The sequence below is a fragment of the Bacillus sp. JJ1533 genome (assembly GCF_036965045.1).
Lineage (GTDB): Bacteria > Bacillota > Bacilli > Bacillales > Bacillaceae_L > Ferdinandcohnia.
This window is the reverse complement of sequence record NZ_JBALOV010000039.1, coordinates 65324-80426: the sequence shown is the minus strand read 5'-3', so window position 1 is coordinate 80426 and position 15103 is coordinate 65324. Positions and strand designations below refer to the sequence as shown.

Annotated in this window: 13 protein-coding genes; all 13 read left to right on the top strand. The window is 36.3% G+C overall.

All coding sequences use genetic code 11. The features are described from left to right. A partial coding sequence (locus tag V7138_RS21010) for an autoinducer 2 ABC transporter substrate-binding protein (RefSeq protein ID WP_335401205.1) occupies positions 1-1044 on the top strand: 1044 nt, incomplete at its 5' end. A 119-nt stretch (positions 1045-1163) separates the two neighbouring features. Continuing rightward, positions 1164-2657, top strand: a complete 1494-nt coding sequence (locus V7138_RS21005; RefSeq protein WP_335401203.1) for a sugar ABC transporter ATP-binding protein — start codon at positions 1164-1166, stop codon at positions 2655-2657. A 15-nt stretch (positions 2658-2672) separates the two neighbouring features. Next, positions 2673-3695: an ABC transporter permease gene (locus V7138_RS21000; protein ID WP_335401201.1), complete on the top strand. Its 1023-nt coding sequence runs from the start codon at positions 2673-2675 to the stop codon at positions 3693-3695. 3 nt (positions 3696-3698) lie between these two features. Beyond that, positions 3699-4745 carry an ABC transporter permease gene (locus V7138_RS20995; protein WP_335401199.1) on the top strand — a complete coding sequence of 349 codons (1047 nt, stop codon included), beginning with the start codon at positions 3699-3701 and terminating at the stop codon, positions 4743-4745. 110 nt (positions 4746-4855) lie between these two features. Beyond that, a complete protein-coding gene (locus tag V7138_RS20990; RefSeq protein WP_335401198.1) occupies positions 4856-5590 on the top strand; it encodes a glutamine amidotransferase in 735 nt (244 codons plus the stop codon). A gap of 69 nt (positions 5591-5659) precedes the next feature. Continuing rightward, positions 5660-6238: an RpiB/LacA/LacB family sugar-phosphate isomerase gene (locus V7138_RS20985; protein WP_335401196.1), complete on the top strand. Its 579-nt coding sequence runs from the start codon at positions 5660-5662 to the stop codon at positions 6236-6238. A gap of 158 nt (positions 6239-6396) precedes the next feature. Then, positions 6397-8466 (top strand): bifunctional aldolase/short-chain dehydrogenase, encoded by a 2070-nt coding sequence (locus V7138_RS20980; RefSeq protein ID WP_335401194.1) that lies wholly within the window; start codon positions 6397-6399, stop codon positions 8464-8466. Positions 8467-8590: 124 nt separating this feature from the next. Next, a complete protein-coding gene (locus tag V7138_RS20975; protein ID WP_335401193.1) occupies positions 8591-9028 on the top strand; it encodes an RbsD/FucU family protein in 438 nt (145 codons plus the stop codon). 214 nt (positions 9029-9242) lie between these two features. Beyond that, complete coding sequence (locus V7138_RS20970) at positions 9243-10748, top strand: sugar ABC transporter ATP-binding protein (protein ID WP_335401190.1); 1506 nt, start codon at positions 9243-9245, stop codon at positions 10746-10748. A 41-nt stretch (positions 10749-10789) separates the two neighbouring features. After that, positions 10790-11773, top strand: a complete 984-nt coding sequence (locus V7138_RS20965) for an ABC transporter permease (protein ID WP_335401188.1) — start codon at positions 10790-10792, stop codon at positions 11771-11773. A 59-nt stretch (positions 11774-11832) separates the two neighbouring features. Further along, positions 11833-12822 carry an ABC transporter substrate-binding protein gene (locus tag V7138_RS20960; protein WP_335401186.1) on the top strand — a complete coding sequence of 330 codons (990 nt, stop codon included), beginning with the start codon at positions 11833-11835 and terminating at the stop codon, positions 12820-12822. Between the two features lie 127 nt (positions 12823-12949). Continuing rightward, a complete protein-coding gene (locus tag V7138_RS20955; protein ID WP_335401184.1) occupies positions 12950-13600 on the top strand; it encodes a class II aldolase/adducin family protein in 651 nt (216 codons plus the stop codon). 26 nt (positions 13601-13626) lie between these two features. Continuing rightward, positions 13627-15096, top strand: coding sequence for a rhamnulokinase (locus tag V7138_RS20950; RefSeq protein WP_335401182.1), 1470 nt, complete (start codon positions 13627-13629; stop codon positions 15094-15096). Positions 15097-15103 lie beyond the last annotated feature (7 nt).

Below are 15103 nucleotides of genomic sequence, written 5' to 3'. Positions count from 1 at the left end.
TCTTGTATTGTACTAGTATTTGCGGCATGTAGTAGCAGTAGTACCGGAAACAGTAACAGCGGTAGTGGTGATTCATCCGGCAAATCTTCTGAGACTCCAGGTAAATCTGAAAAAGACGAAAAGGATTGGACAATTGCACTCGTTCCTAAAGATAGTACAAATGCTTGGTTTGTTCGTATGGAAGAAGGCGTAAAGCAATATGCAAAAGATACTGGGCTAAATGTATTCCAAAAAGGTCCTGCTAAAACCGACGCAGCAATGCAGGTGCAAGTAATTCAAGACCTTATTGCTCAGGGGGTTGATGCATTAGCTATTGTTCCAGTAGATCCAGCAGCGTTAGAACCTGTTTTGGGGGAAGCATTGGATAAAGGGATCGTTGTTGTAACACACGAAGGCTCAACTCAGGAGAACACAATGTATGACATTGAAGCTTTTGATAACAAAGGTTATGGAGCTTTCATTATGGATAATCTCGCTAAGGCTATGGGAGAAGAAGGTTTGTATACTACAATGGTGGGTCACGTTACAAATGCATCTCATAATGAATGGGCAGATGCAGCCGTTGCATGGCAAAAAGAGAAGTACCCTAATATGACCTTACTTGAAGAGGAACCACGTGTAGAATCAGAAGACAATCAGGAACGTTCATATGAAAGAGCAAAGGAGCTATTGAAAAAATATCCTGATTTAAAAGGAATTATGGGAACTGGATCTTATGATGGTCCAGGAATTGCAAAAGCATACGAGGAGCTTGGTTTAGTAGGTAAAAAATTCACTGCTGGAACTGGTATGCCTAATGAAGTAAAGCAGTATCTGAAAAATGGCTCTATGAGTACGGCTACTCTATGGGATCCAAAAGATGCAGGGTATGCAATGCTTACATTGGCAACTAAAATTCTTCGTGGAGAGTCTATTGAAAATGGATTAGATTTAGGGGTTCCAGGATATGACAATATGCAATTTGTTGAGGGCTCCGATAAAGTATTATACGGTGAAGGTTGGATAGAGGTTAATAAAGATAATGTGGATTCTTTTGGATTTTAAACTTTTCTAACCTATCTGCAAGGGGGACGGATTATGTCTCCCTTGTATATTAATTGTAATTGCAGGCTTGAACCTAATCAGAGAAATTTAATATTAGTAAGATGAAAGGACGAACTGAAATGTCGGATTTCATTCTTAAAGTTGAAAATATCAAGAAATCATTTGGAGGAGTAAAGGCTTTAAAAGGAGTTAATTTGGAGATTAAAAAAGGTGAGATTCATTGTCTTGCTGGAGAGAATGGTTGCGGAAAATCAACATTAATAAAAATCATTTCTGGTTTCTATAAAGCGGATGAAGGTAGTCTTGAATTTAATGGAAGAAGATTTTCAGAGATTACCCCGATGGAAGCTATACGTCAAGGTGTACAGGTAATCTATCAGGACTTTTCAATCTTCCCTAATTTAACAGTTATGGAAAATTTAGCTCTAAATATGGAGCTTATGAATAAACGTAAACTAGTAAATTATAAGCGGTTCAGAAAAATCGCTGAGGAAGCAGTAAGTAAAATAAATTTTAAGGTTGATCTTGAAGAGATTGTTGAAAATCTCTCGGTTGCAGATAAACAGTTAATTGCTATTTGTAGGGCTCTTTTGAATGATGCAAAGTTAATTATTATGGATGAACCAACTACGTCATTAAATAAAAAAGAAGTTAAAGCTCTCTTTCAGGTAATAAAGAACCTTCAAAGCCAAGGGATCGCAATCCTTTTTGTTTCACATAAGCTTGATGAGGTATTTGAAATATCAGAAAGCTATACAATCATGCGTAGTGGTGAAAGAGTAAACACTGGGAAAACAAGCGAGCTTGATGACATGAAATTTGCTTTTTATATGACGGGAAGAGAATTCACACCAGAATATTATCAGCCTAAAAATATTAGTGAAGAGCCTGTTTTGGAAGTGAAAAATTTAACTCTAACTCATGCTTTTGAAGATGTTTCGTTTGAATTGAAAAAAGGCGAAATATTAGGTATTACAGGTCTTCTTGGTTCAGGGCGAAACGAATTAGTTCAAACGTTATTTGGGATATACTCTCCTAACTTTGGTGAGATAAAGGTAAATGGTAAACACGTAAAATTCAAAAAAGTAAAAGATGCTATAAAAAGTGGAATTGGTTATGTTCCACCCGATAGACTGACAGAAGGCTTGTTTTTAAGTCAGTCCATTACTAATAATATTGCCGTTTCCAAGCTGGATGAGCTTTCGTCTAAAACTGGTATTTTAAAAAACAGAGATATAGATACTGAGATTGAGAAATGGATAAATGATCTTTCTGTTAGAACCAATAATGCTGTTAGACCTGTGCAGACACTTTCGGGTGGAAACCAACAAAAAGTTGTCCTTGCAAGATGGTTAGCAACTAATCTCTCCGTTCTCATACTTAATGGTCCTACAGTCGGAGTAGACATTGGTTCAAAATATGATATTCATGCTCGAATAAGAGAATTAGCAGAAAGAGGACTTGCTGTTATTATCATTTCGGACGATTTACCTGAAATACTACAAAACTGCAATCGCATATTAGTAATGAAAGATGGAAAAGTTGCTCAGACTTTAAATGCTCTTGATACAAATGAAAAGCAACTCGCTGAATTGTCAACTAGTATAAGTTAGACAGGGGTGTAAAATATGAATCTCAAAAAGGTTACAAAAAAAACAGAATTTTATATTTTGATTACAATCATTCTTTTAGTTGCTTTAGTTGAAATTCGTAGTGGTCAATTTCTTACAGGCAATAACTTGGTTGATCTGGTACGGTCATTGATTATTCCAGGAATGTTTGCAATTGGGTGTTATATGGTACTGATATCGGGGGGCATTGATGTTTCCTTCCCAGCATTATCTTCACTGTCTATGTATGCAACAACCCTAATATTCCTTCAAATGGATTATCAAGGTAGCGTTTGGGTGATTTATGCTACTGCAGGAGTATTTGGATTATTGCTAGGGGCAATTAATGCAATATTAATAGCAAAATTCAAATTTCAAACACTTATTGTCACTCTTGGAACTACAAGTTTATTTACAGGAATAATGCTTGGGCCGTTGGCTGCATCTCAGATCAATATACCTCAGCCTATGCTAGACCATGGGAAAGCGAAGCTATTTACAGCAAACAATGAACAGTTAGGTATAAGCTCAGACATGCCTGTTACTGTCTTGCTATTAATTGGTTTACTTTTAGTCGCATTTTTTATTATGAAATATACAATGCTTGGTCGAGGAATTTATGCAGTCGGTGGCGATGAGATATCAGCTCAGCGTGCTGGATTTAACGTATTTGCTATTCACTTTTTTGTATACTGTTTTGTTGGGGTTCTATCAGGTATAACGGGTGTCGCACAGGCATCTATGATGTTGACAGCTAAGCCAACAAGTATGTTAGGTATGGAGCTTACTGTTATTGCTGCAGTAGTTTTAGGGGGAGCAAGATTAACCGGCGGTACGGGAACACTTACTGGAACGATGTTAGGGGTCATCCTGATGACTATTATGTCAAACAGTTTAATTCTGATTGGAATTCCTACGTATTGGCAAAGAATCTTTACAGGAGCAATTATTATAATTGGTACTGGAATTTCCGCTTACCAGGTTATGAAGTCCAGAAAACGCGTAACAAATATTCAAAAAGAAGCGCAAGGAAGTGTTTAGTTTATGCCGAACCTAGTAAAGCAAAAGCAAACATTTAATATGACAATTAATGAGTTTATCAATAAGGATAAAAACCTATTTCGACTCTTCTTAATGATGGTCTTTGTTTTTGTACTAATATCATTACTAAAGCCGGATCTATTTCTAAGAAGTGATAATTTCATTTCGATGGCCAAACAATTTCCCGAATATGGACTATTAGCAATAGCAATCAGTGTAACAATGATTACTGGTGGAATTGATCTTTCTGTAGTTGCGATTGCAAATCTATCAGCAATAATAGCTGCAAAGTTTTTGATTGCCACTATACCACCAGGGGCCTCGCAGATTTATTCTATAGAAATGATGATACTGGCTGTGATTATTGCTATTTTTGTTGGTGTGTTTGCTGGTGCAATTAATGGAATTCTTATCTCAAAATTCAGGATTTCAGCGATTTTAGCAACATTAGGTACATACCAATTATTTTCTGGGATTGCCATTGTATTTACAGAAGGAAGGTCTATAAGTGGATTACCGATTATTTATTCTAAAATAGGTAATTCTAATATCTTTGGTTTTATACCGCTACCTTTAATTGTTTTTGTCATCTTTGCAATTATTACTGGATTTATTTTAAGCAAAACAAAATTTGGATTACAGTTATATTTATTTGGGACAAATGAAAAGGCTTCACGTCTTTCGGGCCTAAGTAACACATGGATTATTTTACGCACATATATGATTTCTGGAGCATTATCTGCGATTGCAGGGTTAATCATGATGGCACGTTCAAATTCAGTTAACGCTGATTACGGAGCGGAATATACCCTTCAATGTGTATTGATTGCGGTTCTTGGGGGGATTAATCCAAAAGGCGGGTCTGGAAACGTTCAGGGAGTAGTAGTAGCGGTGATTATTCTACAATTTTTGTCATCAGGCCTTAATATGTTCCAAAATGTAAGTAATTTTTATCGGGACATTATTTGGGGGGGAGTTCTTATTCTAGTTCTGATTTTTAATTACTACATTCATAAAAGAGAGCAAACTAGATTGTTGAAGCAACAATAATTAGGTATTAACATGGATGCCTATTAAATTGACTGTATTTAAATAAGTTTTAGTATATTAGTTTCTGAACAATTTAGATGTACCAAATATTTAACTTGGAGTGAATTATAGTGAAATTATTATTTATCGGAGAATCATGGGTAGTTCATATGATCCATACAAAAGGATATGATAGTTTTACTTCAACTAAATATGAGGAAGGGGCCACATATTTGTTGGAATGCTTAAAGGAAGAAGGAATTGAGGTTACATATATGCCTTCTCATGAAATACAATTTAAATTTCCACAAACTATTGATGAACTCCTTAAATATGATGGAATAGTTATAAGTGATGTTGGTGCGAATACATTTTTGCTTCAAAACAAGACATTCTACCAAATGGAGATTATACCAAATAGCCTAAAGTTAATTAGGGATTTCGTTAAACAAGGTGGTGGATTGTTAATGATTGGTGGTTATTTATCATTTTCAGGGATTGAAGGAAAAGCAAATTACCAAAATTCTCCTCTAACTGAAGTGTTGCCGGTGGAGTTATTAGATAATGATGATCGTGTTGAAGTTCCTGAAGGTTTTTCACCGGTTACATCTCAAAAACATCCAATAACTGAAGAATTCGAAGAGTGGCCTAAATTACTTGGATATAATAAATTCAAAGCAAAAGAGAATACTCTTGAGTTACTAAGTTATGATAATGATCCTATTCTCGTACTCGGAAAGTATTTTGATGGAAAAACAGCGGCCTTTGCCAGTGACTGCTCCCCTCATTGGGGTTCATTAGAGTTTTTAAACTGGGAAAACTACTCGAAATTTTGGGCGAATTTAGTATACTATTTAAAAAAATAAAAAGCAGTATTTAATATTGTCTTTATTATTTAAGGATTAGGAGATATCTAGATTAAGGGAGTGATATTAATGAAATCAACAAAAGAAAAGCATGTGTTAGTAGGGGCAGATTTTGCGGGATTTCCATTAAAGGAAGCGGTTGTTGATTATTTAATTAACAAGGGATGGAAAGTAACAGATATCGGAGTTAAATCTGCGGATGAAGAGAATCCAGAAATGTTTCATAGGATTGGATTGAAGGTAGGAGCAAAAATTTCTGAAGGTGAATTTGAAAAGGCATTATTATTTTGCGGCACTGGAATGGGAATTCATATTGCTGCTAGTAAATGTCCTGGAGTACATGCGGGAGTTGTCGAAAGTGTACCAGCTGCCTTACGGGCAGTTACTGGAAATGGCGTAAATGTACTAGCAATGGGAGCATTTTATGTAGCTCCCCAAATGGGAAAAGAAATTGCCGATGCTTTCTTAAACAATAATTTGGGAGATGGTTACGAATGGTGGCCAAACTTTTATGAATTTCATAAACTCGCATGTGATGAGTTAGATGCATTTGACTATGAGGAGTTTAAAAAGAATGGCTTTGAAGTAACAAAAATTGGTGAAGTCGATATTGCTTTAATGGATAAGCCAGATAATTGTGGTTGTTGAAGAAGCACTTAAATAAAGAACCTCCCTTCTAATGGGATGGTTCTTTTCTTTTTGGTCAAAACAAATATAAACAAACATTAAACTTTTATATTCAAAAATAAACAAATATATATTATAATAAAACAAAAGATAACTATTAATAAAGCGGAGGGATTCAAATGGTTCGAAATTACTGGGATTCAAATAAAGCATTACAGATTGAAAAAGGTGTAGAAGAACTAGTCTATCGGTCAAATTTAATCGGATCTGATCGTGCCGTATGTAATTGGGGCGGTGGAAACACTTCTATGAAAACAATTGAGAAGGATTTCCGCGGACGTGATATTGAGGTAATGTGGGTAAAAGGAAGTGGTTCAGATTTAGCTAATATGAAAGCGCATAATTTTACAGGTTTGCGTTTAGATGACATCCTTCCTTTAATTGAACGTGATGAAATGTCTGATGAAGATATGGTAGCCTACCTTTCACATTGTATGATTGACAGCAAACACCCAAGAGCATCAATTGAAACATTATTACATGCATTCTTACCATTCAAACATGTGGATCACACACATCCAGACGCAATTATCAGCATCTGTTGTGCGGACAATGGTAAACATATTGCCGAAGAGATTTTTGGTAATCGTTATGTTTGGGTTCCATATATTCGTCCAGGCTTCACACTTTCAAAAATGATTGCTGAAGGTGTAAAAAACAATCCAAATGCAGAACTGGTTCTAATGGAAAAGCATGGACTTGTAACATGGGGCGAAACATCTGAAGAAGCATACGCAAAAACAATTGAAATCATTAATGAGGCTGAGAACTACATAAATGCTAAAGTCGATGAAGCTTCCGTATTTGGTGGTCAAAAATATAAATCTCTTTCTGATGAAGAAGCAACTAGTATTCTAGCAAAAGTAATGCCAGTCATTCGCGGAGCGGTTAGCGAAGAAAAGAAAATGCTTTTAACGTATGATCGTGGTGAAGACGTTCTTCAATTTGTTAATAGTCACAATGCATCTGATCTTTCACAAATCGGCGCAGCATGTCCAGACCACCTTGTTCATACTAAAATGACACCACTTTATGTAGAATGGGATCCACAAACTAAAGACGTTGAAGCATTAATTTCTGCTATCCAAGGGGGAGTAGAAAGCTTTAAAACTTCTTACAAAGAATACTTTGAACGCAATAAAAACGAGGGTGATAAAATGTTTGAGCCTGCACCAAGAGTAATCTTAATTCCAGGATTAGGAATGGTGAACACAGGTAAAGACGTTAACAATTCAAGAGTAAGTGGTGCATTATACCATCGTGCAATTGCTGTTATGAAGGGTTCTACTACTCTTGGAAACTTTGTTTCTTTAAGTGAAAACGAATCTTATAATGTGGAATATTGGCCGTTAGAATTATACAAGTTAACATTGGCTCCAGCTGAAGCTGAATTTTCAAGAAAGGTAGCATTCATCACGGGTGGTGCTGGTGGTATTGGCAGTGAAACTGCTCGCCGCTTAGTATCTGAAGGTGCACATGTTGTTCTTGCGGACCTTAATCTTGATGGTGCGGAAAAAGTGGCTGCAGAAATTAACGAAACATTTGGTGCAAATCGCGCACTTGCAGTAAAAATGGACGTAACAAAAGAAGAAATGGTTCAAGCAGCATTTGATCAAGCAGCCTTACATTTCGGTGGTGTAGATACCATTGTGAACAATGCGGGACTTGCTACATCAAGCCCAATTGACGAAACAACTCTTCAAGAGTGGAATTTAAATATGAATGTATTAGGTACGGGTTATTTCTTAGTTGCTCGTGAAGCATTCAAGCAAATGAAGCAACAAGGTATCGGCGGAAACATGGTTTTTGTTGGATCTAAGAACTCTGTCTATGCTGGTAAAAATGCAGCAGCATACAACTCAGTAAAAGCACTTGAAACACATCTTGCACGTTGTATTGCTGCTGAAGGTGGACAATATGGCATTCGTGTAAACTCTGTTTTACCAGATGCTGTTTTGCAAGGTTCAGCAATTTGGGGTTCAAGATGGCGTGAAGAACGTGCTGCAGCATACGGAATTCACCCAGACCAATTAGAAGAGCACTATCGCAAACGTACAACATTACTTGTAAACATCTATCCATCTGACATTGCTGAAGCTATTGCATACTTTGCATCATCAAAATCAGACAAAACAACTGGTTGTATGTTAACTGTTGATGGTGGCGTACCGGCGGCTTTTACAAGATAACTAATAGGGGGCATTAGCCCCTTTGATTATAAAAACTTTTAGTGTTGTGAATTTTCATGTGATAGTTAGGTTGTATAAATTGGATGAGATTAGTAGTTTATGAGCATTTGAAAGGGATGAGAACATGTTAAAAGGAATTCCAAAAATTATTAGTCCGGAACTAATGAAGGTTTTGATGGAAATGGGGCACGGTGATGAAATTGTTTTAGTAGATGGTAATTTTCCAGCTGCTTCATGTGCAAATACATTAGTAAGATGTGATGGGCATGGTGTGACCCAAATATTAGAGGCTATATTAAAATTCTTTCCACTAGATACATATAGTGAAAAATCAGTTACGTTAATGAACGTTGTGGAAGGTGACACTTACATTCCGACTATTTGGGAGGAGTTTAGCGAAACGATACAAAAATATAATCAAAGTTTTGGATCCTTTGAAATGGTTGAGCGATTTGAATTTTATGAAAGATCAAAAAACGCCTATGCTATAGTTGCAACAGGTGAAAGTGCTCTATATGCAAATATTATTCTTAAAAAAGGTGTAGTCGTTGATGAAAAGTAATAACATGAAATCGATTAAATCAGAAAAATGATCCGATAGAATGCATTTATAGTAATAGAGTTTAAATATTTAAAAAATTCCTTGATTTTGTTTTGCTTTTAAAATAAAATAAAAATAAATAAAGATAATTAAGTGTTTGTTTATGTCTGTTTAATTTGTATTTTAATTTTAGGACTTGTAAGCGATTGCACTACGAGAGAAAGCAGGTGGGATTATGGATGATCTAATACTTAAAATGCAGGGAATCAGTAAAGCTTTTCCTGGAGTACAAGCATTGTCAAATGTTGACTTTGAATTGAAAAGTGGTGAAGTTCATGCTCTTCTAGGGGAAAACGGTGCAGGAAAATCTACTCTAATGAAGATTTTAACAGGCATTTATCAAAAAGATGAAGGAACAATTATCTACAAAGGGCAAGAAATAACCGTCACAGACACCAAGACTGCACAGGACTTAGGAATTAGTATTATTCATCAAGAACTTAATTTAGCCCCGGACCTTACAGTGGCTCAAAATATTTTTATAGGAAGAGAACCCAAAATAGGTTTTAATTTATTTCTAGATGAAAAGAAGCTTAACAGAATGACCCAAAGTCTTTTTGACCGTCTACATATGGATTTAAACCCCCGTGACAAAGTTGAGAATTTATCGGTAGCCAAGCAACAAATGGTTGAAATTGCAAAGGCGCTTTCATTTGATTCAAAGATTTTAGTTATGGATGAACCGACAGCAGCTTTAACTGATTCTGAAATTGATTCGTTATTTACGATGATTCGAAAACTCCGTAGTGACGGGGTTGGAATCATTTATATTTCCCATCGAATGGAAGAATTAAAGAAAATCACAGACCGGGTAACGGTAATGAGAGATGGAACCTATATTGGTACGGCTTTAACAAAGGATGTAAGCATTGACCAAATTATTTCGATGATGGTTGGAAGAGAAATCAAACAAAATCAAAAACCAGTAATAATGGGAGAAGACACAGAAAAAATCCTTGAAGTAAAAAACTTAAATAGTGGCTCAATGGTTAAAAATGTGAGCTTTGAACTTCGAAAAGGTGAAATACTCGGTTTTGCAGGTTTAATGGGCGCGGGAAGGACCGAAGTTGCGCGAGCAATTTTTGGGGCAGACAAATTAGAATCAGGTGAAATTTTTATCAAAGGACAAAAGGTAAAAATTAAAAGCCCGTTTGATGCTGTTCAGAACGGGATTGGTTATCTTTCTGAAGATCGAAAACAATTTGGTTTGATGCTTGAAATGGATGTAAAAGCAAACGTGGCGATAGCATCTATGAAAGACTTTGTAAGTCTCGGATTTATGAAGGGCTCAAAAATTAGTGATCAAGCGACTGAAATGATAGATTTATTAAAAATTAAAACACCATCAGAAAACCAAATGGTTAAAAACCTTTCAGGTGGTAATCAACAAAAGGTTGTAATTGGAAAGTGGTTAACAAGGGATTCTGATATATTAATTTTTGATGAACCAACACGAGGAATCGATATTGGAGCAAAAGATGAAATTTATAAACTATTAAATACATTAGCCGCACAAGGAAAATCAATCATTATGATTTCTTCGGAACTTCCAGAAATACTCAGAATGAGCCATAGGATTATGGTTATGTGTGAGGGAAGAATCACTGGAGAACTGATTAACGATGAAAATGTTAATCAAGAAACGATTATGAATCTCGCAACTAAGCGTGCTGTTAGCTAGATAAGGGAAACAAGGTTTTTTCTAAAGGGGAGAGTGAAAACATGAGTTCACAAGTTGTAATTGACGAGAAGAAAAATCTTAAATTAAAATCAAATGCCATTCAGCAATTTTTAGCTTTTGCTAGTTTAATAGTTCTTATCATCATTTTTTCATTAGCATCGCCAAATTTCTTCCAATTTGAAAATATCATTGGAATATTGCTCTCAACTTCTGTAATAGGAATTTTGGCATTAGGTGCAACATTTATCATTATTACAAGTGGAATTGATTTATCGGTTGGAACGGTTATGACATTATGTTCCGTCATGACAGGGATCTTTATTTCAAGTATGGGGTTGCCCATAATTGTTGGAGTTGTTGGGGGGATTTTAACTGGAGCATTGGCTGGTTTTATTGCTGGTTTTGTTATTGCGAGAATGCAAATTCCACCATTTATTGCAACACTCGCAATGATGATGATTGCCAAAGGTTTAGCCCTAGTAATATCAGGGGCAGCACCAATATATTTCACCGAATATCCGGCTTTTACAAAGATTGCGATGGGCAATATCATTCCAGGAGTTCCAAATGCAGTCGTAATTTTCTTTTTAATGGCCATTATTGGAGCCATTCTTTTAAACAAGACTGTGATAGGAAGATATACATTTGCGATTGGAAGCAATGAGGAATCTACAAGACTATCAGGCGTGAACGTTAATAAATGGAAAGTTGTTGTTTATGTAATTGCTGGAATATTTACAGGGGTAGCCGGGATCCTAATGGCCTCTCGCTTAAATTCAGCACAACCTGCTCTAGGTCAGGGGTATGAATTGGAAGCGATTGCAGCTGTTGTAATTGGCGGTACTTCATTAAGTGGTGGAAAGGGAACCATTTTAGGAACTGTCATTGGGGCATTAATTATGAGTGTTCTTACAAACGGTCTTCGAATTTTATCTGTACCTCAAGAATGGCAGACAGTAGTCGTAGGAGCAGTAATCTTAGTCGCAGTCTATGCGGACGTCATGCGTAATAAAAAATCAAAATAGGCTAGGTATTAATCTCTATTAGGAGAATAATATAAAAATTTTTTAAGGGGGAAAACCAAATGAGAAAAATTGGAGGAATTTTTCTAGGGGCACTGCTTACTCTTTCACTAGCGTTAACTGCTTGTTCCTCAGACAAAACGGAATCAAAAGGTAGTTCTAATGAGGGTGTAAAAGAGGATGGAAAACCTTACATTGCAATTGTTTCAAAAGGGTTTCAGCATCAGTTTTGGCAAGCAGTAAAACAAGGTGCTGAACAAGCTGCAGAGGAGTTTGATGTAACTATCACGTTTGAAGGGCCGGAGAGTGAGTCTCAAGTAGATAAACAAATTGAAATGCTTCGTGCGGCTTTGGATAAAAAGCCTGATGCCATTGGCTTCGCTGCTTTAGATAGTCAAGCAGCCCTTCCGCTTTTAGATGAGGCTAAGGGAAATGATATTCCAGTAATTGCTTTTGACTCAGGGGTTGAAGGGGATGTACCTCTAGCAACTGCGGCAACTGATAGCATTGCAGCAGCTGCACTTGCTGCCGATAAAATGGCTGAACTTATTGGTGGAGAAGGTGAGATTGCGATTGTCGCACATGATCAGGTAAGTAAAACAGGAATTGAACGACGTGATGGTTTTAAAAACCAAATTGAAGAAAAATATCCTGATATTAAAATTGTCGATATTCAATACGGTGGAGGAGACCATTTAAAATCCACTGATGCTGCAAAGGCAATCATCCAAGCACATCCAAACCTTAAGGGGATATTCGGAACAAATGAAGGGTCAGCAATTGGTGTTGTTAATGCAGTTTCAGAAATGAATAAAAAGGACTTAGTGATCATCGGATTTGACTCTGGAAAACAACAAATCGACGCAATTAAAAGTGGTTTAATGGCTGGAGCAATAACACAAAATCCAATTGGAATTGGTTATGAGACTGTAAAAGCTGCAGTGGATGCTCTCAATGGAAAAGAAGTTGAGAAGAACATTGATACTGGATTCTTCTATTATGACAAATCGAATATTGATGACGAAGAAATTAAGGCTGTAATTTACGAATAAAAAAAGGGAGGATGCTCTTTATAGGGTATCCTCTCAATATACAGCTATCCATTATTGTACATAGATCTAGTTCATATGTATTTTGACTATAAAAATAGAATATTAAACTAACATCGGGGTGATAAAATTGTCGACTGCAATTAGTGATTTAAAACTTTATGCCGATAAAATTGTAAGAACAGGTCTAGTTGTAGGTGCGGGTGGAAATTTAAGCATGCGAGACGGAAGAATAATGTATATTTCCCCAAGCGGTTTTGATTTACAGGAAGTACAAGATAATCAATGGGTGCGTGTAGATATTGAAACGGGGGAAGTTTTGGACAATTTAAAGCCTTCTTCTGAGGTTTTAATGCATCTTGAATGTTATCGTAAACGACCTGATATAACAGCGGTGCTTCATGCTCATCCAAGTTATTCAGTAGGAGTATCCTCTACTGGACATAGTATTCCAAATCTTTTTCCGGATTTTCCTGCAATGATTCGAAACGTATCATATCTCGAATATTTGATTCCAACAACAGAAGTTTTAGCTGATGCAGTTGCTGAAATCATAGAGGAAACAGATGTTATCGTGATGAGAAACCATGGAGTGCTTACAGTTGGAAAAACAATGAAAGAAGCATACTTTTTTATGCAAATCATAGAAGAATCTGCAAAAGTGTATACAATTGCATCAACTGTTGGTGTACCGAGAATTTTAACTGACGAGGAATGTCAAGCTTTAAGAAATCTATCATCTGAAAAGTATAGATCAGAGTTACTGAAGGATTCAAAGTAAGTTGCAATAAAAAAGGGCGTGAACAAATGAAAAGTGTGTGGGCTTTTGATTTAGGTGCATCAAATGGCCGACTAATGGTAAGCAGATTTGATGGGAAAAACCTACATTTGGAAGAAATCCATCGATTCTCAAATTATCCAGTCCACGTAACCGGTCATTATTATTGGGATATTCTTAGAATTTACCAGGAAATGAAAAACGGCATGGTGAAAAGTGCTCAAAAAGGTTATAGAGCGATAGAGAGTTTATCAATTGACACGTGGGGAGTAGATTTTGGATTAATAGCTTCATCAGGTGAGTTACTAGGTAATCCCTATTCGTATAGAGATCCTCAAACATCAAATAGTTTAGAAGAAATATACGAAAAGGTCTCAAAAGAAGAAATGTTTAACCGTACTGGTGTCGAGCCTGCTGCAATAAACACAATTTGCCAACTGTATGCTATTCAGAAAAACAATCCTGAATTATTGGAGAAAGCTGAAGACTTGTTGATGACCCCTAATTTAGTTGGTTATTTATTTTCAGGAGTTAAGGTGAACGAATATACAATAAGTACAACTACTTCAATGTATAATCCGAAACAGCGCACATGGGATCATTCTCTATTAAACCGATTAAATTTACCGACAAATATTATGGCCAATATAGTTAAGAGTGGAACAATCATTGGATCAACACTCGATTCTCTTAATCTGGAGATAGGCATGTCACCGGTAAAAGTTATAGCAGGAACAGGCCATGATACTGCTTGTGCCCTAGCCTCCTTACCAATTAAAGAAGAAAATTCTGTCTTCGCCAGTTGTGGAACCTGGACATTGTTGGGAGTCCAAGTAAATGAGCCAGTTGTGAGCCAAATGGCATTGAAATGGGGTTTTACAAATGAAGGTACTGCTGATGGCAAATACCGTCTTCAAAAAAATATTATGGGTCTTTGGCTAATACAGGAATGTAGATCAGCCTGGTTAAAAGAAGGTAAGCATTTCTCATATGCTGAAGAAGCCGAATTAATTCGTAATGCAAAACCGTTTCGTAGTTTTATTGACCCTGATGCTACTGATTTCTTTAATCCATTAAATATGCCAAACCGAATTAGAGATTTCTGTCAGAGAAATGGGCAACCACAACCTGAAACAGAAGGTGACTTCTTACGTTGTATATTAGAAAGTTTGGCGTTAAAGTACCGATGGGTAATTGATCGACTAGAAAAGTTAACTGGCAAGAAAATTGAAGTGATTCATATGGGTGGTGGGGGAATTCAAAATCAATTACTCTGTCAATTTACTGCAAATGCAACAAATCGAAGAGTTGTTGCAGGACCAGTTGAAGCCAGTGCGATTGGTAATTCCTTGTCCCAATGGATATCACTAGGAGAAATCAAGGATTTACAAGAAGCAAAAGATATTGTGGAACGGTCATTTCCTTTAAAGATTTATGAACCTGAAAATCAAGCGGAGTGGGAAGATGCATATGGTCGCTTTGCACACTCTTTAATATAAAAAGAAA

Excerpts from the sequence above, each read along its gene's own strand:
- V7138_RS20980 (WP_335401194.1), top strand. The coding sequence starts at position 6,397 with ATGGTTCGAAATTACTGGGATTCAAATAAAGCATTACAGATTGAAAAA.
- V7138_RS20960 (WP_335401186.1), top strand. The coding sequence starts at position 11,833 with ATGAGAAAAATTGGAGGAATTTTTCTAGGGGCACTGCTTACTCTTTCA.
- V7138_RS20965 (WP_335401188.1), top strand. The coding sequence starts at position 10,790 with ATGAGTTCACAAGTTGTAATTGACGAGAAGAAAAATCTTAAATTAAAA.
- V7138_RS20970 (WP_335401190.1), top strand. The coding sequence starts at position 9,243 with ATGGATGATCTAATACTTAAAATGCAGGGAATCAGTAAAGCTTTTCCT.
- V7138_RS21005 (WP_335401203.1), top strand. The coding sequence starts at position 1,164 with ATGTCGGATTTCATTCTTAAAGTTGAAAATATCAAGAAATCATTTGGA.
- V7138_RS20950 (WP_335401182.1), top strand. The coding sequence starts at position 13,627 with ATGAAAAGTGTGTGGGCTTTTGATTTAGGTGCATCAAATGGCCGACTA.
- V7138_RS21000 (WP_335401201.1), top strand. The coding sequence starts at position 2,673 with ATGAATCTCAAAAAGGTTACAAAAAAAACAGAATTTTATATTTTGATT.
- V7138_RS20975 (WP_335401193.1), top strand. The coding sequence starts at position 8,591 with ATGTTAAAAGGAATTCCAAAAATTATTAGTCCGGAACTAATGAAGGTT.
- V7138_RS20985 (WP_335401196.1), top strand. The coding sequence starts at position 5,660 with ATGAAATCAACAAAAGAAAAGCATGTGTTAGTAGGGGCAGATTTTGCG.
- V7138_RS20995 (WP_335401199.1), top strand. The coding sequence starts at position 3,699 with ATGCCGAACCTAGTAAAGCAAAAGCAAACATTTAATATGACAATTAAT.